This is a genomic window from Exiguobacterium sp. s163, from assembly GCF_018617135.1.
GTDB lineage: Bacteria > Bacillota > Bacilli > Exiguobacteriales > Exiguobacteriaceae > Exiguobacterium > Exiguobacterium profundum.
The window spans coordinates 14652-38526 of sequence record NZ_JACSJN010000011.1; the positions used below are offsets into that span (position 1 = coordinate 14652).

Here is a 23875-nt window from a genome sequence, read left to right on the forward strand (position 1 = left end):
CATGATGATTAGAATGGCAAATCATCATCTGACAAGTCGATTTTGCCGCCACCCGAGAACGGATCTGCGTCAAAACCTTTATTCGAATTCGAGGACTGAGATGAAGTCGAAGCGGCTCCTGCGCCCCATCCTGATCCACTTGATTCACCACCACCGAAGACATCTCCAGATGGTGCTTGCTCACGTTGCCCTGAGGCTCCGCGTGGTTCAAGGAAGCGTACGCTGTCTGCGACTACTTCTGCCCGGTAACGACGTTGGCCATCTTGTCCTTCGTAACTACTGATTTGAAGGCGACCGTCAACGCCGGCCATGCTGCCCTTTTTCAAGTATTGTGCTACGTTCTCTGCTTGTTTGCGCCAAACGACACAATCAATAAAGTCCGTCTCGCGCTTCCCATCTTGTCCAGCGAATGGACGATCGCAAGCGAGAGTAAGGCGTGTTACGGCGATTCCGCTCTGCGTATAACGCATTTCGGGATCGCGAGTCAATCGACCAACTAACACAACTCGGTTAATCATCTCCAAGCTCCCCTTTCACGATACGAAACGTTAAGGATTAACGCTCGTCTTTTGTTGTCATTTGACGGACAACGTCGTCAGAGATCTTCATGAGACGCTCTGTTTCTAAGATCGCTTTAGGTTCAGCAACGATGTTAAGAAGAACGTAGTGTCCTTCGCGCATCTTGTTGATTTCATAAGCGAAACGACGTTTACCCATGTCTGTTGTTTTTTCAACAGTACCACCGTTTTCAGTGATGACGTTGTTGAAGCGCTCGATTAAAGCTTTCTTCGCTTCCTCATCAACTGATGGACGGATAATGTAAAGAAGTTCGTATTTACGCATTATCTTTCACCTCCTCTTGGACTAACGGCCCCTACCGGTTGTAGGAGCAAGGAGCAAACAATTGTTTTACTCACGTCATAATATACTATCAAACTTCCTTGACTTTTACAATACGTTTCCGTAAATCAACTTATACGTTGAAGCGGAACGTGACAACGTCGCCATCTTGGAAGACGTATTCTTTTCCTTCTGAACGAAGTTTTCCTTGTTCTTTCACCGTTGTCATGTTTCCTGCTGCTGAAAGGTCGTCATACGACACGACTTCGGCACGGATAAATCCACGTTCGAAGTCAGAGTGGATGACACCAGCACATTGTGGGGCTTTCATCCCTTGTTTGAACGTCCATGCACGAACTTCCTTCTCACCTGCCGTGAAGTATGTCGCAAGACCAAGTGTCGAGTAAGCCGCACGGATCAACTGATCAAGTCCTGACTCTTCGATTCCGAGATCTTGTAAGAACTCAAGGCGTTCTTCCGGTTCGAGTTCTGAAATTTCTTCTTCGATTCGTGCACAGATGACGATGACTTTCGACCCTTCTGTTGCTGCGTGATCACGGACTGCTTGTACAAACTCGTTCGAATCGGCATCTGCCACTTCATCCTCACTCACGTTCGCCACGTAAAGCATCGGCTTCATCGTAAGCAATTGGAAGTGTTTGACAATCGCGAGTTGATCTTCTGATAATTCAGCGACACGTGCCGGGCGCTCTGACTCGAGCACATCTCGCACGATTTCGAGTGCTTCGAGTTCTTGTACCGCACCTTTATCTTTTGCCTTCACCATTTTTTGAACACGTGCGATTCGTTTATCGACTTGCTCAAGGTCAGCTAAGATCAATTCAAGATTGATAGTCGTGATGTCATCGATTGGTGAGACACGACCTGCGACGTGCGTGATGTTCTCGTCTTCAAAACAACGGACGACTTGGCAAATCGCATCGACTTCGCGAATGTTCGCCAAGAACTTGTTTCCGAGACCTTCCCCTTTTGATGCACCTTTCACGATTCCGGCGATATCTGTAAACTCAAATGCTGTTGGTACGGTCTTTTTCGGTTTGACGAGTTCTGTCAATCGATCAAGACGCGCATCCGGTACTTCTACGACGCCGACGTTCGGGTCGATCGTCGCGAACGGATAGTTGGCCGCCTCGACTCCTGCTTGTGTAATCGCATTAAACAATGTCGATTTCCCGACGTTTGGCAATCCGACAATTCCTGCTGTTAATCCCACTAGTAGTTCCTCCTCATCCGGTGTTTCCCGGGAAATGTTAAGCCGTCTGTGGAGTGGGTACATTCAGTACACCACACCGTCACATCCTTCACAATTATAGATAGTCCACGATTAAACCGCAACTCACGTTCATAACCTAAAGAAAAACGCCGCTTATTCGGCGGCGTTCCCTTGTTCAAGCACTTTCTTGAATCGCTTATCAAAATCACGGCGTTGCATGAGCACACTAGCTCCGCAGCCTTGGCACTTGATCCGAATGTCCATCCCGACACGCGTGATTTGCCAGCGGTTCGTCTTACAGGCATGTGGTTTTTTCATTTCCACAATATCGTTCAATGCATAGGTTTTACTTTGCATTTTCTGCTTCTCCTCCTTTAGGAGCCGAGTTCGGTGGCATCATGACCGTACGTGGGTATGGAATTTCAATCCCGCGCTCGTCAAGTCCAGCCTTTAACTCTTTATGCAAAATTCGACCAGCTGCGAAGTGCTGGGTCGGCGGGACTTCCGCCATTAATCGGTACACCACTTCCGATGGTCCGAGCGACTGCACTCCAGCCAAGTCGATTGGCTTGATGAACAAGTCGTGATAGCGTGCTTCGACCGTTTTCGCAATTTCCTTGAGCGCTTGCTCTACTTTTGACATATCTTCTTCGTACGCAACCCCAATATCGACAACAGCGACGCTGTTTTCAAGCGAGTAGTTCGTCACTTGTAAGATTTGTCCGTTCGGAATAATCGTCACTTGTCCGTTTAATCCTTTTAACTTCGTCGTCCGGATTCCGACCTCGATGACCGTCCCGTCGACTTGTTGGTTCAAATTGACGTAATCCCCGTTCTTGTATTGGTTTTCAAAGATGATGAACGCCCCTGTAATGACGTCTTTCACCAAACTTTGTGCCCCGAATGAGATTGCAAGACCCGCGACCCCGGCTGATGCAATCAAACCGGCGATATTCACACCGAATTGTCCGAGCACCGTCAAGACCATAATCAACCCGATCACATAGCGGATTGTGTTTTGGGCTAATTTTAATAACGTTTCATTCTGTCGCTGGGCGACGATATCATGTTCTTTTATTTTGCGGAGCGTAAACACACGCTCGACCATCGTTGTCAAAATGCGTGTTGCGATATATAAACCAAGGATGATGAGCGCCACACCGGCGAGCTTGATCCCTAAACCAATCCACATGTCTGTATCTTTAAAGTACTCGACGAATCGGTTCACGCTGTCGATTGTCTCATCGGCAACCGTATTTAAATCTTTTTCTGTATTTTGCGAAGCCATCTTTTCACCTCAAAGTCGTAGATTCTAAATTATCAAAACATATTTCACGACTTTTCTCAAACACTGCATTCGGAAGTTAGAAGTTTTCCACTTTTGGGAATGGGTTAATACGAGATCAATCCCCCAACTGCAACTAGGAATAGGCAGCTTAGAAGAGAGGATGAGATTCATGCCGTTTCGCTTAAAACCTCATAAACCATACTCTTTTTTCATTGAACACACTGAGCGGAGTGGATCCAGATTGCTTGCGGACCAGCTTCATGAACAGTTGGTCAATGAAATCCATCGCCCCATCGTCCTTGTTTGCATCGGTTCGGACCGTTCGACCGGTGATTCACTCGGTCCGCTCGTCGGAACGTTTTTAGAAGAACGTCATATCCGAAATTTACATGTATACGGCACATTAACGAAGCCTGTACACGCACTCAATTTGGTGGAAACGTTGCATGAGATTCAAACGCGCTTCCATCAACCGCTCATTATCGCTATCGACGCCTGTCTCGGACGTTTATCAAGTGTCGGTTATGTCTTCTTTTCGGAAGGTCCGCTCGCTCCAGGGGCCGGTGTCCAAAAAGAACTTCCGGCAGTCGGCGCTTACAATATTAAAGCCGTCGTGAACGTAAGTGGATTCATGGAGATGATGATTCTACAGAATACCCGTCTCCATCTCGTGTATGAACTCGCACGTTTCATCACAGACGGATTCGCCGATTTTGATACACGGATCGGGCGCCTGCATCACGAAGAGGCGGCCATCACGCGTCTTCGTCAGTCACGAGATGAATCAAAGTCTTGAGGCGATAATAACGTCAACAATTGTTCCAAGTCGTCTTGTGAAAAATACTTCAACTCGAGGACGCCGCCTTTTCGGCGCGGACGAATCGACACATCCATCTGAAGACGCTCCGCAAGCACCGCTTCGACCGCTTCGATATCGGCGTTCGATCGCTTCAGCGTCTTTTTTTCTGTGCGCTCTTTTTGTAAGTAACGCTCGAGGCGACGGACCGTCCAATGCTCGGCAATGACCCGTTTTGCAATCTGTTCCATCGCTTGTTCCGATTTCATACCCGTGATGGCACGTGCATGTCCCATCGTCAAATCTCCGACCATGACCGCATGCTGGACGGCACTCGGCAATCGAAGGAGGCGAAGACTGTTCGTCACATGACTGCGGCTCTTCCCGACGCGATCAGCCAACTGTTGTTGCGTCAGACCTAGCGTCTGCATCAACTGTTCATAGGCGACAGCCTCTTCGATGGCATTCAAGTCTGCCCGCTGAATGTTTTCAATCAGCGCCAACTCCATGACGCGATCGGAGTCCGCCGTGACGACGAGGGCAGGAATGTCTTCTTTCCCAGCGAGCTTCGCCGCCTGAAACCGTCGTTCCCCGGCAATGATTTCATAGTATCCTGTCGCTTTTCGAACGACGATTGGTTGTAGGACGCCATATCGCTCAATGGATTGACGCAACTCTTCTAATTTTTCCACCTCAAATTGTTTCCGGGGCTGATTCGGGTTTGGGCGAATGAATTTTAATGCTAATCGTTCCATCTACAAACCTCCTTCATTGTATAAAAAAGCACGGACTCATTTTTGAGGCCGCGCTTTCGGGATGCGAATTCGAATTTCAACAAATTCCTCTTCGTCTACTTCTTCAGTTTGGACGTCAATCCCTGTTTTCCCAATCAAATCGATTGAGTCACGAATCGTGTTGATGGCGATTCGCGTGTCACGCGCAAAACTTTTCGTCCGACGACGTTGTTTTTTCGGCTTTCGCTTCTCTTCTTCGATCGGTGTTGTTAAAAAGGCGACGCGTTCTTCTGTCTCCTTGACGTTAAAATCCTGTTCTAACACTTCTGCGAGCACTTGAAGTTGCAATCCTTCTTCCTTCAACGGCAACAACGCACGCGCATGTCGCTCGTTGATCCGACGATCGCGAAGCGACTGCTTCACATCCTCCGGCAATTTTAACAAGCGCAACTTATTGGCGATCGTGGATTGACTCTTGCCTAGACTCTTCGCGAGCGCATCTTGCGTCAAACCGTTCAAGGCGAGTAAACGATCATATGCTTCCGCCTCTTCAATCGGGCTTAACTGCTCACGCTGCAAGTTTTCAATCAAGGCGAGTGCAGCCGTCGTATCATCATCCATATCGCGAACGATTGCCGGAATCGCTGACCAACCAAGCGATTTCACCGCACGGAAACGACGCTCCCCGGCAATGATTTCATAGCAGTCCCCATCTGCCTTTCGAACCACGATTGGTTGAAGGAGTCCATGTTCCGAAATCGTCGTTGCCAACTCTTCAATTTTTGCCGGTTCGAACACTTTACGCGGTTGATAACGGTTTGGACGCAACCGTGATAACGAGAGTTCTTGTACCGTGTCATCCGCTCGAACTTCCGCAATCTGCGTCACGGCAACTTCGTCTTTTCGATTCACACCGAACAATTTCGCAAATCTATTCTTCAACGTCGGGCACCCCTTTTATGTAAAAAAATAAGCAGACTCCACCACTGGAATCTGCTTTTGTTTCACGTGAAACGACATCATCAGATAAGTGGCTCTTTCGCCGGTGTCCCCGCTTTACGCGGATATTTCCCGGGCGTTTTTCGTAGTTTATCTACAACTACGATATTACGCTCACTCATCTCTCCTGGCAATAGGAACTGGTGTGTCGCTTTTTCTTTTCCACCTAGAACGGCTAAAGCGTTTTTGGCGTCTGCCATCTCGTCAGAAACCTTGGCCGCTTTAAGCGCAACGAAGCTTCCGCCTACTTTCGCGAGTGGCAAACAGTATTCTGCCAACACGGTCATGCGGGCAACCGCACGTGCTGTGACGACGTCAAACTGTTCGCGGAACTTTTTATTTTTTCCGAACTCTTCGGCACGACCATGATGGAACGCGACACCTTCGAGTCCAAGGGCAAGGGCCAACTCGTTCAAAAAGGTGATGCGTTTGTTTAACGAATCGATGATCGTGACGTGTAAGTGTGGGAATAAAATTTTGAGCGGAAGACTTGGGAATCCGGCTCCTGCCCCGACATCACATACGGTTTCGACTTTCGTGAAATCGAAATGAAACGCTGCGCTGAGCGAATCATAGAAATGCTTCAAATATACTTCTTCTCGGTCCGTGATGGCCGTTAAGTTCATTTTCTCGTTCCATTCGACGAGCATTTCGAAGTAACGCTTGAACTGACTGAGTTGTGTCTCACTCAGCTCAAACCCTTCAGCTCGTAACGCTTCAATAAATTGAGATTCGTTCATCGTTTCACTCCACCGTTGCGTATTGTCCCTGTTCGATATAGACGAGCAAGATTGACACGTCTGCCGGGTTTACGCCTGAGATACGGGACGCTTGTCCGATCGAAAGAGGACGAACTTGTTTTAGTTTTTGTTTCGCTTCTGTCGCGAGACCACCGATCGCATCATAATCCAAGTTTTCTGGGATTCGTTTCTCTTCCATGCGACGCATCTTCTCGACTTGTTCAAGCTGTTTGGAAATATAGCCTTCATATTTCACTTGAATCTCGACTTGCTCTTTTACTTCATATGACAATTCTTCCGTTGATGGAACGACTGTCATGAGTGCTTCATAGGATACTTCCGGACGCTTCAACAAGATGTTGGCATGTGTCGCTTCCTTGAGCGGGTGTGCACCGACCGATTCGAGCATCGCATTGACTTCAGGTGTCGGTTTGACGACGAGGGATGCAAGTCGTTTTACTTCTTTTTCAATCGCTACGCGTTTCTTGTTGAGGTGAGCATGACGATCTTCTGAAAGTAAGCCGATCTCATACCCGATGTCGCTGAGTCGCAAGTCCGCATTGTCATGACGCAACAAGAGACGGTATTCGGCACGTGATGTGAGAAGACGATACGGTTCGTTCGTCCCTTTCGTCACGAGGTCATCGATCAAGACGCCGATGTACGCTTGCGAACGGTCCAAGATGACAGGATCCTTGCCGAGCACTTTGCATGCGGCGTTGATTCCCGCCATGATGCCCTGTCCAGCCGCTTCTTCGTACCCGCTCGTCCCGTTGATTTGTCCCGCTGTGAAGAGGCCAGGGACTGCTTTTGTTTCGAGCGTTGGCCAAAGCTGTGTCGGTACGACCGCATCGTATTCAATCGCATAACCGGGACGCATCATCTCTGAATTTTCAAGACCCGGGATCGTGCGAAGCATCTGATGTTGCACGTCTTCTGGCATACTCGTCGAAAAGCCTTGGACATAGATTTCTTCCGTATCGCGACCTTCTGGCTCTAAGAAGATTTGGTGACGCGGTTTATCATTAAAGCGAACGACCTTATCTTCGATGGATGGGCAATAACGGGGCCCCGTTCCTTTAATCGCACCCGAATACATCGGTGAGCGATGCAAGTTCTCATCAATCAATTGGTGCGTGCGCTCGCTCGTGTACGTGAGCCAGCATGGGATCTGTTCGATCGGATCCAAGTCCGTCGACGTGTACGAGAAGAATGATGGATTCTCATCTCCGGGTTGAATCTCCGTCTTCGAGTAATCGATTGTCTTGCCGTCGATTCGTGGCGGTGTTCCCGTTTTGAATCGAACTAAGTCGAGACCGAGCTCTTCTAGATGCTTCGATAACTCGACCGAAGGCATTTGGTTGTTCGGGCCACTTTCGTATGCCAATTCACCGATGATGATTTGACCTCGCATGAACGTTCCCGTTGTGACGATGACCGCTTTCGCGCGATATTCTGAACCTGTGTTCGTTACCACGCCACGTACTTCTCCGTCCTCAATCAACAAGCGTTCGACTAGCGCCTGACGAAGCAGTAGATTCGGCTCGTCTTCTAGCACTTTCTTCATGTGATTTTGGTATTGGAATTTGTCCGCCTGTGCACGTAATGCACGTACCGCCGGACCTTTCGATGTGTTAAGCATCTTCATTTGGATGTAAGTCGCGTCAATCGCGCGCCCCATCTCGCCACCAAGCGCATCGATTTCACGTACGACGATTCCTTTCGCCGGCCCACCGATTGATGGGTTGCAATACATGAACCCGACCATATCAGGGTTCATGGTGAGCATCGCTGTTTTCGCGCCCATGCGAGCCGATGCAAGTGCTGCTTCAATCCCTGCGTGTCCGGCCCCGATGACGATGACGTCAAATTCGCCTGCCGTATAAGCCATATTCGTTCCTCCTTATTATTTCCCAAGACAAAACTGTGAAAAGAGCTGATCAATCAAGCTCTCCTGTACGGTATCTCCATTGATTTCACCGAGCGTATCCCACGCACGACGTAAATCGATTTGAACCATGTCGATCGGCATATTCATGACGGCACTACCGAGCGCCTCATCAATTTGACCAATCGTTCGTTTGATTAATTGAATGTGTCGAGCGTTTGAGATATACGTCATATCCTGTGACTCGACCCCTTTTGCGAAGAAGAGGTTTGCGATGGCCGCTTCAAGGGCATCGATTCCTTCATCTAGCAAGAGCGATGTCGCCACAATCGGACGTCCTGCCGCTAGTTTCTCTAGCTTAGAAGAATCCATGTTTTGTGGCAAGTCCGTCTTGTTGATGATGATGATGGCATTCATACCTTTTACTGCCTCAAATAACGCCTCATCCTCGACAGTCAATCCCTCATGTCCGTTCAAGACGAGAAGGACCAAATCTGCCGCCTCTAACGCTTTTCTCGACTTTTCCACACCGATTCGTTCCACGATATCTTCCGTTTCGCGAATCCCTGCCGTATCAATCAATTTGAGCGGAACACCTTTCACGTTGACGTATTCCTCAATCGTGTCACGTGTCGTACCGGCAATTTCGGTGACAATCGCTTTTGTCTCTTGAACGAGCGTGTTCATCAAAGAAGATTTTCCGACGTTCGGTCGACCGATGATTGCCGTGGCCAAGCCTTCACGTAAGATTTTCCCTTGTCGCGCTGTCTCGAGTAACTGTTCGAGGACACGTTTGACCTCGCCCGCTTTCTCTTCGACGATGGCCTGGGTCATCTCTTCTGCGTCATATTCTGGATAGTCGATGTTGACCTCGACCGCCGCAATCGTCTCGAGCAATTGTTGACGTAACTCGCGAACGAGGCGTGACAAACGTCCTTCCATTTGCGCCATCGCAACGTTCATTGCTCGGTCCGTCTTCGCGCGAATCAAATCCATGACCGCTTCCGCCTGAGATAAATCGATCCGACCATTTAAAAAGGCGCGCTTCGTGAACTCGCCCGGTTCTGCTAGACGGATGTCGGGTTGATCGAGAATGAGCTCAAGGACACGATTGACCGCTACGACGCCTCCGTGACAATTGATTTCGACGACATCTTCTCGCGTAAACGTCTTCGGCGCGCGCATAATACTGACCATGACTTCATCGACGATTTCGCCCGTATTAGGATATTTTAACGTTCCATAATGAATCGTATGTGAATCGACTGTTGTTAAGTCTTTCCCAGAAAACACATTGTTCACCGTTTCGACCGCCAAATCGCCCGATAGTCGGACGATCCCGATGGCACCTTCACCCATCGGCGTCGAAATCGCTGTAATCGTGTCAAACTCTAGCATCTTTCTCCCTCCAAACCTAAACATCTTCTTCTATCATATGCATAACGAACCTACTATACACGATATTCGACTTGAACGAAAGAGTTGGACCATTGATAAAGTCATTGCCATTCGACTCATCGTTTTCGTACAATAAAGGAATATATTTACATAGGAGAGAGATGATCTAAAGATGAAACAGCAAGACGCAATCCGAATCATCACCGAACGATTACAGCACGATGAAGCGGTTCAAGCGATTTTTATGAAGGGTTCATTCGGTCGGGGAGAAGCCGATGAACATTCAGATATCGACCTCTATGTCATGGTACACCCCGATGAAGAGGTCTCCTTTCTATCTAGACGCCTCGAGCATGTAACCGCCTATCGTCCGATTCTGTTAAAAGACGAGATTCACATCGTCGCTCCACAACTCATCGCCGTCTTTGATGATTTTCTTCACCTCGACCTGTTCACGGTCACGCAAGAGACGTTGAATCATCAAGACTCGATTCATGTGCTCTACGACCCACAACAGCGACTTGCTAGACACGCCACTTCCTTACAATTAGACGAAGCGGCAATCAGTGACCATGCGTTCGATACCGTGTGGTTCTTTTTCCAATATACAAAATCACGCAATCGAGGCAACGCGATGTGGGCAACGGAGATGCTCCGGCAAGGAATGGTCCATTTCGCATATGTGTTAGCCGCTCACCACACACCGGACCGGGCTTCCCTTGGTTTAAAAGATGTGACGCAGCGACAAGAAATCGACCTCCGCTCATTTTATGACCATTTGACCCCCGCCTCACACGAAAAAGCCGCCCACATCTATCTGGAGCAACTTCAGGTAGAGCAAACTTTTTTCGCATCACTACCTGGCTACAACGTGTTCGGACCGTTCATGGAACAGTTGATTCAACGAGAAAAAAGCCGTCCTGGCATATAGGGCGGCTTGTTTTTTAGTATCTTGCTTGGCGTTTCGTCGAACGAATCGTGAAATAGAGGAACAGTTCCAGTATCGCGATGGCGATGAGAATGCCGCCGAATAGTTGGAACAAGACAAGTAGGCTACTGAACGGATTCGTCAACATGAGAATCCCGACACCTATCCACAATAGACTTCCAATCAAAAACCAAAGCCATCGTCCCGACATCGATTGACGGTAACCGAGTGCCTGAATCAGGCGGATAATTCCACCGAATAAGAACAAGGCTCCGATCAAAATCGGGAGAAGACTAGCTAGCGTCTCTGCGAAGAAAAAGACGACCGCTGCCAAAATCAAATAGATGAGACCCATAAAGAAAGTGGGTGGCAACCCTCCCTGACGTCGACGCAACCCTTGAAAGATCATCCAAATCCCCATGATTGCTAAATAACCGGCAATGACATACACCATGACATCAAAGAAAAATCGAGGATATAACAGAATGAGAACACCAAGTACAAAGTAAATGACCGCTTGCCATAACGTCGAACGTTCCAAACGCTGAATGAATGCCTCCATTTTCCCACACCTCCGTTTACTCATTTCTATCTCTATTCCCCTCTGACCGGCTTGCAATCCCACAAAAAAAGCTGAGCGTCAGGAGACACCCAGCTTCATGATTATTTACGTTTTTTCTTTTTGTTTTTCTTCTCTTCTTCGGCAAGCGCTGCACGCTCTGCTTCTTTCGCAGCAATCTTCGCTTCAGCCGCAACCTTCATCTTCTCACGCATCGGGAGCATGATGGCCATCGTGACGATGATCGAGATGATATAACCGACTACCCAGTATAACGAAAGGGCAGCTGGAAGGTTGATCGACATGACGAAGATCATAACCGGGAAGATATAAAGCATCATCTTCAACTGGGGGTTCTGTTCTTGACCCGCCATTGAGATTTTTTGTTGTGCGAACGTCAAGATTGCCGCTAAGATCGGCAAGACGAACGTTGGATCCGGAGCACCGAGGTCGAACCATAAGAAGTTCGCTTCGAAAATCTCAGGTGTACGGCGAATCGCATCATAGAATGCGAAGAGAATCGGCATTTGAATCAAGATCGGCAAACATCCCGCGAGCGGGTTGATTTGGTATTCCTGATAAAGCTTCATCATCTCTTCTTGGAGTTTACGTTGTGTTTCCTGGTCTTTTGAGCTGTACTTTTCACGAAGCTTCAGCATTTCTGGTTGCAACACTTGCATCGCACCCATACTCTTCGTCTGCTTGATCATGAGTGGGAGAATCAATAACCGGACGATAATCGTCGCGATGATGATTGAAATCCCGTATTGCCACTGGCCACCGACCAAGTAAGCAACTTCCTTCAAAAGCCATGCGAGCGGCCATACAAAGTACTTCGCCCAGAAACCTTCTGTGTCAGCCGTTACTGGTTCGGCTTGGATGGTAGACGGATCCACACAGCCTGCCATCAGCATGATGACCGCGGTCATGGCAGCGAGTAATCCTAATTTTAGCTTTTTGCTCATAGTTCCTCCTACGCTTTCTTTATCAATTCTTTTTAACGCACACGTCGATCGGGCAATCTTATCAGACTCTAATTATATGAGAGAACAAATTCAGATTGTCATGGTCACCGGCCTTGCTTTTGCCAAACCTTAGCCCGTTTGAATACGTGTTTCAAACTCTCGGTCACTTCCGACTGCGTCAATGCGGTCGCAGGTTTTCGAGCGATGATGACATAATCATTCGGTGCAACGTTTGGTTCGAGCAAGCGAAGCGACTCACGCATCAATCGTTTCATCCGGTTCCGTTCCACAGCATTTCCAAGCTTCTTGCTGACGGAAAGACCCACTCTGAAATGCGTTTGATCCGCTTTGAGCGTGTAGACGACAAACTGACGATTGGCCACGGAGCGTCCTTCGCGAAACACCGCTTGGAACTCTTCATTCTTTTGCAGGCGGTATTCTTTTTTCAAAATTCTCACTCCATCCTTCGCTTCAAAAATCGTCAACTAACATCATATCATATCCACATCATTTGAACGAGGGAGAATCCATGAAATACTACGTTTCTGTGACAAACTAAAAAATTGCCCGAGGAAAGGATCCCCGGGCAATCTTCGTTCGAAATTATACAGTCAAGGCTTTACGGCCTTTACGACGACGAGCAGCAAGAATGTTGCGACCGTTTTTAGTCGCCATGCGTGCACGGAATCCGTGAACTTTCTTACGCTTACGGTTGTTAGGGTTGAAAGTTGGTTTCATGGTTACAGCACCTCCTCAAGATTAACGCTCTATTAGCAAGTTATAGTTTCATTTAAGGCAGTCTTTAAGATTATATAAATCGATTCAACAATTGTCAATGTATTTTCGGATGGTTTTCGAATTCGTATTACGAGGCGCTCAGAAAGCATTCATCCACATGGATTCGATCGTACCCACAGGACGAGTAGGTCGAAGAATGTATACACAACCTTTACGTATTTTATAAACGGTCTTTATAAATAGCCACGTTGAGCCATTTTATCCACAAAATCACGAAGTTATCCACATTTATATGTGAATAACTCCTCTTTTTTCACATTCTCATTATTGATTTTTTCATTTTCTTCTTTTACAAAAACAATCTTTCATTTCACTTCTTCCTCTTTTGTGTATAACTTTTTCACCCAACACTCCATCATTATTGCTTTATCCACAATATATCCACAGGTTATCCACAAAACACACAGCATGTGGATAAGTGGGTGTGGATACTTTTCTTTATCTGTGGATAAATACCGAAAAGCATTGCCACGTCTATTTTATTTTGCTAAACTGAATGTGCACAAACTTGTGGATGAACAATTCGTGATTCCAAGATATACACAGGCTGTGGATAAGTGTTATCCCCATAATGAACACCATGTGGATAACTTTATCCACAGTTTTTGTTCTCTGGGGATAACCCTAGTTTCTACTATAGAATAGTGTATGTGTATATCGTGTGAATAAGTTTTACCCAACATGTGAGTAAAGGAGGTCTTTCATTGAAGAATGCTCGCGAGATTTGGAGAAATGTCTTATCGGTAATCGAGGAAGAAGAACGAACTCCAAAAGCCAGTTTTGACATGTGGTTAAAATCAACCGAGGGGATATCGTTGATGGGAACGACGCTCGTTGTGTCGGCACCCGCCAGTTTTATCGTCACGTGGTTAGAGCGACAGTATCTATCGCTGTTACAAGATACGGTTGAAGAGATCACAAACAACAAGCTTGAAATTCATTTCATCGAGGAATCTCAAGCACACAAGTATGCTCCAACGGATGGATCGTCACATGAGTCCATCGCCGTGACAGAAACAAAAGAACAACCCGTGCTATTACCTTCAAAAGAGGAAGGGGATCTTGGTCAACTGAATGACAAATACATTTTCGAGACGTTTGTCATCGGATCGGGGAATCGTTTTGCCCACGCCGCATCACTTGCTGTCGCCGAAGCGCCGGCACGTGCGTATAACCCGCTCTTCATTTATGGAGGCGTTGGACTTGGTAAGACACATTTGATGCATGCGATCGGTCACTATGTAAAAGGTCAAAAACCAGGGGCCCGTATTGCCTATGTCTCTTCTGAGAAGTTCACGAATGAATTCATCAATTCGATTCGAGATAATAAGACCGGTGAGTTCCGGAACCGTTATCGAAACATTGATGTACTATTGATTGATGATATTCAGTTTTTAGCAGGGAAAGAACAAACCCAGGAAGAGTTTTTCCACACGTTCAATGCGTTGCACAACGATCAGAAACAAATCGTGATTTCGAGTGATCGACCACCAAAAGAAATCCCGACGCTAGAAGATCGACTTCGTTCACGCTTCGAGTGGGGCTTAATCACAGACATCACGCCACCGGACCTTGAGACGCGAATTGCGATTCTCCGCAAAAAAGCGACGGCGGAAGGGCTTGATATCTCGAATGAAGTCATGCTGTATATCGCGAATCAAATCGATACGAACATTCGGGAACTAGAAGGGGCGCTGACACGAGTCGTCGCTTATGCAAAACTTGTCGGGCGACCAATCGACCCGGACGTGGCAGCCGAAGCGCTTCATAATATCATGCCTGTCCAGGAAGCGAAGAAAATTGTCATTCGCGACATTCAAGAAGTTGTCGGTCAACACTTCAACATTCAAGTAGAAGAATTGAACTCGAAAAAGCGAACGAAGACGTTGGCATTCCCACGTCAAATCGCAATGTATCTCTCGCGGGAGATGACGGAGAGTTCCTTGCCAAAAATCGGGGAAGAGTTCGGAGGGCGTGATCATACGACCGTGATTCACGCGCATGAGAAAATTAGCACCCTTCTAAAGAACGATGTGGAAATGCAAGAGACGATTCAAACGTTGAAGAAGGCACTTTCTAACTAATGAAGAATTCTCTGTGGATATCCTGTGGATAAACCACCTTAGTTATCCACAAGTTATTCACAAGCGAAATGGCTTAACACGTATGGATTAGGGGACTTATCCCCAGTATCCACAGCCCTTATTACTATTATGACTTAATTAATACTATTATATTATTAGGAAATGGACTCATTTCACCTTAGGAGGAATTATCCACATGCATTTAACGATTCAACGAGATGTATTCATGCAAGCCGTACAAGACGTATCAAAAGCTGTGGCTTCACGAACGACCATTCCAATTTTGACAGGCTTGAAACTTGAGGCACATGCGGATGGCTTAACACTGACAGGAAGTGATACCGAGATTTCGATTGAACGCTTGATTCCAATCGAAGAGGGTGGAATTGAACTCATTCAAATTCAACGTGCTGGAAGCGTCGTGTTGAACGCACGCTTCTTAGGAGAAATTGTGAAGAAGTTACCGACGAACGAGGTCACACTCGAAGTTTCACCGAACTTCATGACGCGCATTGAGTCTGGTCAAGCAGAGTTTCATTTAAACGGTCTTGACCCGGATGAATATCCACGCCTACCTGAACTTGCGAGTGATCGTCGCTTCTATTTGCCGGCTGATCTATTGAAGACGATCATCCGTCAGACGAGCTTCGCTGTTTCTTCACAGGAGACACGTCCCGTATTGACAGGGGTTAACTTCTCAGCAGAGAAGGGCTTCCTTACATGTGTCGCAACGGATAGCCACCGTCTGGCGCTTCGTCGTGCGCGATTTGAGACAGATAACGATTTGACGTTCCAAAATGTCGTCGTTCCTGGTCGCTCACTCAACGAATTGGCAAAATTACTCGACCGTGAAGAGTTGCCGATTGAAATCATCTTAACGGACCAACAAATTTTATTCCGTATGAAAAACATCTCATTCTTCTCTCGTTTGTTAGACGGTGCCTATCCAGACACGTCACGTCTCATTCCGGAAGAATATCGTACAGCCGTTCGGATGAATGCGAAAGAGTTCTTACAGGCCATTGACCGTGCATCGCTCTTAGCACGTGCCGATCGCAACAACGTCATTAAATTTGTGGCGGAAGATACAACGGCAGTTGAAGTCTCTTCACACTCGCCGGAAGTCGGAAAAGTATCGGAACGTGTCAGCATCCTGTCTCTTGAAGGAGAAGAACTAAAAATTTCCTTCAACTCGAAATTCGTGATGGACGCGCTCCGCGCACTCGATGCATCTGAAATCGAAATCCAGTTCACGGGTTCGATGCGACCGTTCATTTTACGACCGGTTGAACAAGATAGTGTTCTTCAACTGATTTTGCCAGTCCGCACATCGTAAGCTGCGGATAGGGATGATGAGGTGTCTTGCCTTGTCATCCCTCTTTTTGCCTTATTCGACGATTTTCGATAAACTAATATGTATGGCGATTTTTTCAGATCAGCATGTGAGAAAGGAAGTGACGACATGGAAAAAGTGTCGATTACAACCGAGTATGTAACGCTCGGACAATTTTTAAAATTAGCAGATATCATCTCAAGTGGGGGACAAGCAAAGTTCTTTTTAGAGGATGTCATGATTAAAGTGAACGGTGAGCAGGACCAGCGCCGCGGTCGTAAATTAAGAGATGGAGATACAATCGAAGTCGAAGGCTTCGGGGAATATCAAATCGAGGGAAACTGACGTGCATTTAAAGTCGATCCGATTGCAAAACTATCGCAACTACGAAACCCTCGAGCTAGATTTTTCAGAACAGACGAATGTTCTGATTGGTGAGAACGCCCAAGGAAAAACGAATCTTCTCGAATCGATTTACGTACTTGCGCTCGCAAAATCGCATCGGACGACACAAGACCGTGAGTTAATCGGTTGGGAAGCCGATGCTGCGAGTATCGAAGGACGGATTCATAAACGGACGGGCGAATCGGTGCAGAGTCTCTCTTTTTCTCCTAAAGGCAAGAAAGCAAAGCTCAATCATTTGGAACAACGTCGTCTCAGTGACTATGTCGGCGCATTTAACGTCGTCTTGTTCGCCCCAGAAGACTTAGCCATCGTCAAAGGCAGTCCGCAAGGGAGACGGCGATTTTTAGATATGGAAATCGGTCAGGTCAGTCCCGTGTACTTACACGAGCTCAATCAATACTTGAAGACGTTGAAACAACGGAATGCCTTGTTGAAGCAGTTATCCACAAAAGGTGGCGACGAGACGTTACTCGAAGTATTGACGGACCAATTGATTGAACTTGCCGTAAAAATCGTGATGCGACGCTATCACTTCATCGACCAGCTCGAAAAATGGGCCAATCCCATCCATTCCGGAATCACGAGAGATCTCGAAACACTGACGATTCAATACGTTTCTGACACGTTCCAAAAAGAACGCTTCTCAAAAGAACAGATGTTTGAAACGTATCGTCAAAAGTTTGATAAAATAAGAGAGAACGAACGACGAAGAGGTGTGACCTTGTTCGGTCCGCATCGTGACGATTTTGAATTGTATGTCAACAATCGAAACGTTCAAACGTTCGGTTCACAAGGTCAGCAACGAACGGCGGCCTTGTCATTGAAGCTAGCTGAGATTGAATTGATTCATGAAGAAGTAGGCGAATATCCTCTGTTGTTATTAGACGATGTGTTATCTGAGCTTGACGATCATCGCCAAACCCATCTCCTCGATACGATGGGACGGAAAGTACAAACGATTTTGACTACAACAAACATTGACGGGATTGCACATGAGACCATTCAACAAGCTAAAGTGTTTCACGTGAAACAAGGTGAGGTTGAAACGGAGTCTGTGTAATCGTGGCAAGAGGGAACACCAAATCATGTATAGTAGGTGAAAATAACCGATGAGTAATGAAAATGAAAAAGAATTGCAAGCGTACGGCGCCGACCAGATTCAAGTCCTTGAGGGCCTAGAGGCTGTCCGTAAACGTCCAGGGATGTATATCGGTTCCACAAGCTCTCGCGGTCTCCACCATTTAGTATGGGAGATTGTCGATAACTCAATCGATGAGGCGCTCGCTGGTTATTGTGACACGATCACAGTGACGGTCGAGCCAGGGAACTCGATCGTTGTTGAAGACAACGGACGTGGGATTCCGGTCGACGTTCAAAAGAAAACAGGTCGACCTGCCGTTGAAGTTATTTTCACGGTGTTGCACGCAGGTGGTAAGTTCGGCGGTGGCGGATACAAAGTATCAGGTGGTCTTCACGGTGTCGGGGCGTCAGTTGTTAACGCCTTATCGACGAAACTTGAAGTGTTCGTTCGTCGCGATGGAAACGTATATTACCAATCGTTCAAACGTGGTGTCCCACAAGGTGAACTCGAAATCGTCGGGACGACCGACACGACAGGGACGACGGTCCGCTTCTTCCCAGACGGGGACATCTTCCAAGAAACACTCGAATATGACTTTGATCTGTTAGCGACACGCTTACGTGAGCTCGCCTTCTTGAACAAAGGGTTACGAATCGTGGCTAAAGATGATCGTAGTGACGAGACGATTGAACGGAACTATCACTATGAGGGCGGAATCAAGTCTTATGTCGAGCACTTGAACCGGTCAAAAGCGTCGATTCATGAAGAGCCTGTGTACGTACACGGGACGAAAGATGGAATCGAAGTCGAGATTGCGCTTCAATACAACGAAGGTTTCGCAAGTAACATTTACTCATTTACGAATAACATTCCGACGCATGAAGGTGGGACGCACGAGACAGGATTTAAGACGGCGCTCACCCGTGCCATTAATGATTATGCGAAGCGATTCGGATTGATGAAGGAAGCCGATGGTAGCCTCTCAGGGGATGATGTCCGTGAAGGGTTGACGGCGATTGTTTCCGTCAAGCACCCGGCTCCCCAGTTTGAAGGACAGACGAAGACGAAACTCGGGAATGCCGATGCGCGTACGGCAACCGATACGTTGTTCAGCGACACGTTCGAACAGTTCCTACTCGAGAACCCGTCGGTCGGTCGCCTCATCGTCGACAAAGGCTTGATGGCGGCACGTGCGCGCCTTGCTGCGAAACGTGCACGCGAGATGACACGTCGTAAAGGGATTCTCGAAGTCAGTTCATTGCCAGGGAAATTGGCAGACTGTTCGTCAAAAGATGCATCGAAATCTGAACTATACATCGTTGAGGGTGACTCGGCGGGAGGTTCTGCGAAATCTGGACGTGATCGTCACTTCCAAGCCATCCTTCCGATTCGAGGGAAAATCATCAACGTTGAGAAAGCACGTCTTGATAAGATTTTGGCCAACCAAGAAGTCCGGACCATTATCACGGCTCTCGGAACAGGGATTGCCGATGAGTTTGACTTATCGAAAGCACGCTATCACAAACTCATCATCATGACCGATGCCGATGTCGATGGTGCGCACATTCGGACGTTGTTGTTGACGTTCTTCTATCGTTACATGCGCCCACTCGTTGAAAGTGGATATGTCTATATCGCGCAACCACCACTCTATGGTGTGAAGCACGGGAAAGAAACCATCTACGTTCAAAACGACCGGGAGTTGCAGGCGGCGATTGCACAACTTCCTGAAAATGCACGTTATAGCGTTCAACGTTACAAGGGTCTCGGAGAGATGGATCCTGAACAGCTATGGAATACGACGATGAACCCGGAAACGCGTTCGATGCTTCGTGTCGATCTTCAAGATGCGATCGAAGCGGATGAAATCTTCGAAACGCTCATGGGTGACAACGTCGAACCACGCCGTGACTTTATTCAATCTCACGCCCATTACGTGAAGAACCTCGATATTTAATAAGAAGGGTAGGCAATAACGAATGGCAGAACAAGAAAATATCAAGGATATAAATATTAGCCAGGAGATGCGAACGTCGTTCATGGACTACGCGATGAGCGTCATCGTATCACGTGCCCTTCCGGACGTGCGAGATGGATTAAAGCCGGTTCACCGTCGTATTTTATATGCGATGAACGAACTAGGTATTCGCGCGGACAAGCCACATAAGAAGTCGGCGCGTGTCGTCGGGGACGTCATCGGTAAGTACCACCCACACGGTGACTCAGCCGTTTATGAGACGATGGTCCGCATGGCTCAGGACTTCAGTTATCGCTACGAATTAGTCGACGGTCACGGGAACTTCGGTTCAGTCGATGGCGACTCGGCCGCTGCGATGCGTTATACCGAGGCACGTATGTCTAAAATTGCGATGGAACTCGTACGAGACATCGGAAAAAACACGATTGATTATCAACCAAACTTCGATGGTGAAGAAAAAGAACCAGTCGTACTTCCGGCACGTTTCCCGAACTTCCTTGTGAACGGGACGAGCGGGATTGCCGTTGGGATGGCGACGAACGTTCCGCCTCATAACTTGAACGAGGTCATCGACGGTGTACTGGCGCTTTCTCACAACCCGGACATCACGATTGCAGAATTGATGCAACATATCCCGGGTCCTGATTTCCCGACTGCGGGAGAGATTTTGGGACGTAGTGGGATTCGTCGTGCATATGAAACTGGACGCGGATCGATTACGATGCGTGCGAAAGCTGAAATCGAAGTCTTGAAAAATGGCCGTGAACGGATCCTCGTGCACGAGATTCCTTACCAAGTCAACAAAGCGCGTCTCGTTGAAAAGATTGCCGATTTGGTTCGCGACAAGAAAATCGAGGGAATCACGGACTTACGCGATGAATCAGACCGTAACGGGATGCGCATCGTGATTGAAGTTCGCCGCGACGCGAATGCGAGTGTCATCTTGAATAACTTGTACAAGCAAACACCGATGCAAACGACGTTCGGTGTTAACATGCTCGCGCTTGTAGGCGGTCGTCCAAAAACGTTGAACATCAAACAAGCGATCTATTACTACATCGAACACCAAAAAGAGGTCGTACGTCGTCGGACGCAATTCGATTTAGACAAAGCGGAAGCACGTGCCCACATTTTAGAAGGTCTTCGTGTTGCCTTGGATCACTTGGATGAAGTCATCGCCATCATCCGTAGCACACGTACAGGTGACGAGGCTCGTGAAAAGTTGATTGCTCGCTTTGGACTTTCGACTGAACAGACGCAAGCCATCTTAGATATGCGTCTCCAACGCTTGACTGGTTTGGAACGCGAGAAGATTGAAGGCGAATATCGTGAAGTGAAAGCGTTAATCGAAGAACTTCGTGCGATTCTCGGAGACGAAGAATTGCTCCTCGATATCATTCGTAACGAATTGATCGAAATCAAAGAGCGATATGGTGATGCTCGTCGTACGGTGATTCGTACGGATATCGTTGAACTCGAGGACGAAGATTTGATTCCGGTTCGCGACATGATGATTACGCTCACGAGCGAAGGATATATCAAGTCGATCCCGTCGGATTCATATCGGACTCAGCGCCGTGGTGGTCGCGGGAAACAAGGTATGGGAACGAACGATGAAGACTTTGTGCTTCGTCTGCTCTCCGCGTCGACACACGATACCATCCTGTTCTTCACAAACTTCGGACGCGTCTTCCGTCTCAAAGGATACGAAATTCCTGAGATGAGCCGTACCGCGAAAGGGATGCCAATCATCAACTTGCTTCAAATCGACAAAGGTGAAAAAGTCGAAACGATGATTCCGGTCGATTTCAATAGTTACTTGGCTAACCAAACGGTAACGGAAGAGACACAGGATGAATCGGAAGAAGTGGCAGACGAGCAGTTGTCTCTCGTCTTCATCACGAAAGAAGGATTGATTAAGCGTTCGCCACTTTCGGCATACGCCCGAATCAACAAAAACGGTCTACGTGCCATCAGTTTGAATGAGACAGATGAACTCGTCACGGTTCGTTTAGCGAAGAGCGACGATGAAATGTTAATCGTTACACGACAAGGGATGTCGATTCGCTTCCCTCTCGAAGGAGAAGTTCGTTCGATGGGACGTACAGCACGAGGCGTTCGCGCGATTCGATTGAAGAAGGAGGACGATTTGGTCGTCTCGATGGAAATCGTTCGCACCACGCAAGACGTCTTGATTATCACGGAAAAAGGATACGGAAAACGTACGGCCATGGAGCAGTTCCGCACACAAGGTCGTGGTGGTTCCGGTATCATTGGAATTAAGACAGATCGTGGAACAGTCGTCGGGATGCGTGTCGTCGATGAAGACGATGACATCATGTTGATGACCGAGCTCGGTGTTGCGATTCGGATCGATTCGCAAACGATCTCTCAAATGGGTCGAAGTACTCGCGGTGTGAAAGTAATGAACATCGAAGAGGGCGATCGTTTGGCGACCATTGCAAAGTTGAAAAAAGATGAGTTAGAAGAGGAATCAGCAGTCGATTTGGAGAATGGGTTTGAGGATGAAGCACCTGAAACCGACGAATCGTCTGATGTGAATGAGTAAGACGAGAGGTCGAACGGTGTTTCCGTTCGACCTTTTCATATATTAGGAGGGATTCGCGTGCGTTTGAACTTATCTACTGTACATGTTGGGATGACGCTATTGTCACCCGTTTCTTCTTTAGAAGCCGGAATCCACTTAACCAATGAACATTTGCGTTTGCTCCGTTTCTTAAAAATCGAAGATATCGATGTCGCACCTGTTGAACAGAAGCTCTTCACGTCTAAAGAAGAACAGCGCCTCTGTAATCAGGTCCTTCAATATGAGAAACATTATAATCAGTGGGAAGAACGGATCGCACCTAACCCATATGAAGGTCTAGAATTCATTCATCAACTATTTCGTCAGGAAGTTCCGCTTACAGCGATCGTTCATTTCTTTACGCATCAGCCGTTGCGGAAAAATCATGTCATTTACCATTCCGTTTATCGGGCGCTCGTCGCCCGTGCCTTATCGAAATATCGAGGGGACGAACATCAACTCCAATTTGATTACGGGATTGCTTCTTATTTTGCAGACGCGAGCTACGCTAAAATTCGGAAATGGTCTCATATGCGTTATTTCACAAAAATGGAACGGGAGCTATTGTATCAACACCCACTCGTTTCGGCATCGATGCTCCCGAGTACGCAAACGTTACGAGGAAGAGTGTATCAATTGATCACCGAGCATCATGAGCGATTGGATGGATCCGGGTTTCCAAAACGTCTGACGGAACGCGAGTTGAATCCAGCCTCTCCTCTATTTATTGTCGCCGATCGCTTCTGTCAGTTAACAGCACCCCGAACGTTCCGAAAGCCGCTCTCTCCAGAGGAAGCATATTTCTATATGTGGCAGAACAAAGCCTATGATGGAGAAGCTTTGTCGCTTCTTGCGACATTACTTGGATTTTATGAAATCGGTCGCCCTGTTTTATTGAGCAGTGGAGTACGAGGAACGATACATGCCTATACGAATCGTGTTGAACAACCGATTGTGCTTGAAGCGACAGGGGAGAAAGAATATGATTTATCGCGATTAACCGATGTGAGCATTGTTGCATTTCAATAAGAAGAAACTAGCGATTCCTTTCAACAAAATGAAATGGAATCGTCTTTATTTATTCTTTTTTAAAAAACTTTCTTTTTATAGTTGACGGATATAATCACAGGTGCTATTATAAATGAGTCGCTAAGAGCGGCAGACGAACTTTGAAAACTGAACGATGAGGCAAAAATAAGTTTTACCATTTTTGAATGAAGCGCAAGCTTCGTCAATTTAA

At 47.3% G+C, this 23875-nt stretch carries 23 protein-coding genes; 9 read left to right on the top strand and 14 right to left on the bottom strand.

Going from position 1 to position 23875, the window contains the following annotated elements:
* Positions 1-8 precede the first annotated feature (8 nt).
* The 5 genes from ssb to KNO71_RS17090 form a co-directional block, all read right to left on the bottom strand.
* On the bottom strand, positions 9-518 hold the full coding sequence (gene ssb, locus KNO71_RS17070) for a single-stranded DNA-binding protein (RefSeq protein WP_015880231.1): 510 nt from the start codon (positions 516-518) through the stop codon (positions 9-11).
* A 37-nt stretch (positions 519-555) separates the two neighbouring features.
* Positions 556-843, bottom strand: a complete 288-nt coding sequence (gene rpsF, locus KNO71_RS17075; RefSeq protein ID WP_015880230.1) for a 30S ribosomal protein S6 — start codon at positions 841-843, stop codon at positions 556-558.
* 130 nt (positions 844-973) lie between these two features.
* Positions 974-2074 carry a redox-regulated ATPase YchF gene (gene ychF / locus KNO71_RS17080; protein WP_031424089.1) on the bottom strand — a complete coding sequence of 367 codons (1101 nt, stop codon included), beginning with the start codon at positions 2072-2074 and terminating at the stop codon, positions 974-976.
* A 153-nt stretch (positions 2075-2227) separates the two neighbouring features.
* A complete protein-coding gene (locus KNO71_RS17085) occupies positions 2228-2431 on the bottom strand; it encodes a DUF951 domain-containing protein (protein WP_047795718.1) in 204 nt (67 codons plus the stop codon).
* Positions 2421-3362 carry a mechanosensitive ion channel family protein gene (locus KNO71_RS17090; protein ID WP_074035244.1) on the bottom strand — a complete coding sequence of 314 codons (942 nt, stop codon included), beginning with the start codon at positions 3360-3362 and terminating at the stop codon, positions 2421-2423. The genes KNO71_RS17085 and KNO71_RS17090 overlap by 11 nt, the downstream gene beginning before the upstream one ends.
* Before the next feature lie 169 nt (positions 3363-3531).
* On the opposite strand from KNO71_RS17090, the gene yyaC reads away from it, so the two are divergent.
* Positions 3532-4158 carry a spore protease YyaC gene (gene yyaC / locus KNO71_RS17095; RefSeq protein WP_078145959.1) on the top strand — a complete coding sequence of 209 codons (627 nt, stop codon included), beginning with the start codon at positions 3532-3534 and terminating at the stop codon, positions 4156-4158.
* Here the strand turns inward: yyaC and KNO71_RS17100 are convergent.
* From KNO71_RS17100 to mnmE, 5 genes are all read right to left on the bottom strand, one after another.
* Positions 4131-4913 (bottom strand): ParB/RepB/Spo0J family partition protein, encoded by a 783-nt coding sequence (locus KNO71_RS17100; protein ID WP_031424085.1) that lies wholly within the window; start codon positions 4911-4913, stop codon positions 4131-4133. The genes yyaC and KNO71_RS17100 overlap by 28 nt on opposite strands.
* Positions 4914-4949: 36 nt before the next feature.
* Positions 4950-5834, bottom strand: a complete 885-nt coding sequence (gene noc / locus KNO71_RS17105; protein ID WP_015880224.1) for a nucleoid occlusion protein — start codon at positions 5832-5834, stop codon at positions 4950-4952.
* Between the two features lie 80 nt (positions 5835-5914).
* Complete coding sequence (gene rsmG, locus KNO71_RS17110; RefSeq protein ID WP_015880223.1) at positions 5915-6631, bottom strand: 16S rRNA (guanine(527)-N(7))-methyltransferase RsmG; 717 nt, start codon at positions 6629-6631, stop codon at positions 5915-5917.
* A 4-nt stretch (positions 6632-6635) separates the two neighbouring features.
* Complete coding sequence (gene mnmG, locus KNO71_RS17115; protein ID WP_078145957.1) at positions 6636-8522, bottom strand: tRNA uridine-5-carboxymethylaminomethyl(34) synthesis enzyme MnmG; 1887 nt, start codon at positions 8520-8522, stop codon at positions 6636-6638.
* Between the two features lie 15 nt (positions 8523-8537).
* On the bottom strand, positions 8538-9917 hold the full coding sequence (gene mnmE, locus KNO71_RS17120) for a tRNA uridine-5-carboxymethylaminomethyl(34) synthesis GTPase MnmE (protein ID WP_031424082.1): 1380 nt from the start codon (positions 9915-9917) through the stop codon (positions 8538-8540).
* 172 nt (positions 9918-10089) lie between these two features.
* Here mnmE and KNO71_RS17125 point away from each other — a divergent pair, with 172 nt between their 5' ends.
* Complete coding sequence (locus KNO71_RS17125) at positions 10090-10848, top strand: nucleotidyltransferase domain-containing protein (protein ID WP_214689650.1); 759 nt, start codon at positions 10090-10092, stop codon at positions 10846-10848.
* Between the two features lie 13 nt (positions 10849-10861).
* Here KNO71_RS17125 and KNO71_RS17130 read toward each other — a convergent pair whose 3' ends face one another.
* The 4 genes from KNO71_RS17130 to rpmH form a co-directional block, all read right to left on the bottom strand.
* Entirely contained in the window at positions 10862-11407 is a 546-nt protein-coding gene (locus KNO71_RS17130; protein ID WP_031424079.1) for an HdeD family acid-resistance protein, read from the bottom strand.
* A gap of 101 nt (positions 11408-11508) precedes the next feature.
* Positions 11509-12369 carry a membrane protein insertase YidC gene (yidC, locus tag KNO71_RS17135; protein ID WP_078145955.1) on the bottom strand — a complete coding sequence of 287 codons (861 nt, stop codon included), beginning with the start codon at positions 12367-12369 and terminating at the stop codon, positions 11509-11511.
* Between the two features lie 104 nt (positions 12370-12473).
* Complete coding sequence (gene rnpA, locus KNO71_RS17140; RefSeq protein WP_015880217.1) at positions 12474-12818, bottom strand: ribonuclease P protein component; 345 nt, start codon at positions 12816-12818, stop codon at positions 12474-12476.
* Between the two features lie 154 nt (positions 12819-12972).
* On the bottom strand, positions 12973-13107 hold the full coding sequence (rpmH, locus tag KNO71_RS17145; protein WP_015880216.1) for a 50S ribosomal protein L34: 135 nt from the start codon (positions 13105-13107) through the stop codon (positions 12973-12975).
* A gap of 764 nt (positions 13108-13871) precedes the next feature.
* On the opposite strand from rpmH, the gene dnaA reads away from it, so the two are divergent.
* From dnaA to KNO71_RS17180, 7 genes are all read left to right on the top strand, one after another.
* Entirely contained in the window at positions 13872-15251 is a 1380-nt protein-coding gene (dnaA, locus tag KNO71_RS17150; RefSeq protein ID WP_078145953.1) for a chromosomal replication initiator protein DnaA, read from the top strand.
* 196 nt (positions 15252-15447) lie between these two features.
* A complete protein-coding gene (dnaN, locus tag KNO71_RS17155; RefSeq protein ID WP_214689652.1) occupies positions 15448-16587 on the top strand; it encodes a DNA polymerase III subunit beta in 1140 nt (379 codons plus the stop codon).
* 126 nt (positions 16588-16713) lie between these two features.
* Positions 16714-16929, top strand: a complete 216-nt coding sequence (gene yaaA, locus KNO71_RS17160; RefSeq protein ID WP_015880213.1) for a S4 domain-containing protein YaaA — start codon at positions 16714-16716, stop codon at positions 16927-16929.
* Between the two features lies 1 nt (position 16930).
* Positions 16931-18049 (top strand): DNA replication/repair protein RecF, encoded by a 1119-nt coding sequence (recF, locus tag KNO71_RS17165; protein WP_015880212.1) that lies wholly within the window; start codon positions 16931-16933, stop codon positions 18047-18049.
* Between the two features lie 49 nt (positions 18050-18098).
* Entirely contained in the window at positions 18099-20027 is a 1929-nt protein-coding gene (gene gyrB / locus KNO71_RS17170) for a DNA topoisomerase (ATP-hydrolyzing) subunit B (protein WP_078145952.1), read from the top strand.
* Positions 20028-20049: 22 nt separating this feature from the next.
* Complete coding sequence (gyrA, locus tag KNO71_RS17175; RefSeq protein WP_214684900.1) at positions 20050-22617, top strand: DNA gyrase subunit A; 2568 nt, start codon at positions 20050-20052, stop codon at positions 22615-22617.
* A 57-nt stretch (positions 22618-22674) separates the two neighbouring features.
* Entirely contained in the window at positions 22675-23664 is a 990-nt protein-coding gene (locus tag KNO71_RS17180; protein ID WP_159563189.1) for an HD-GYP domain-containing protein, read from the top strand.
* Positions 23665-23875: the final 211 nt, after the last annotated feature.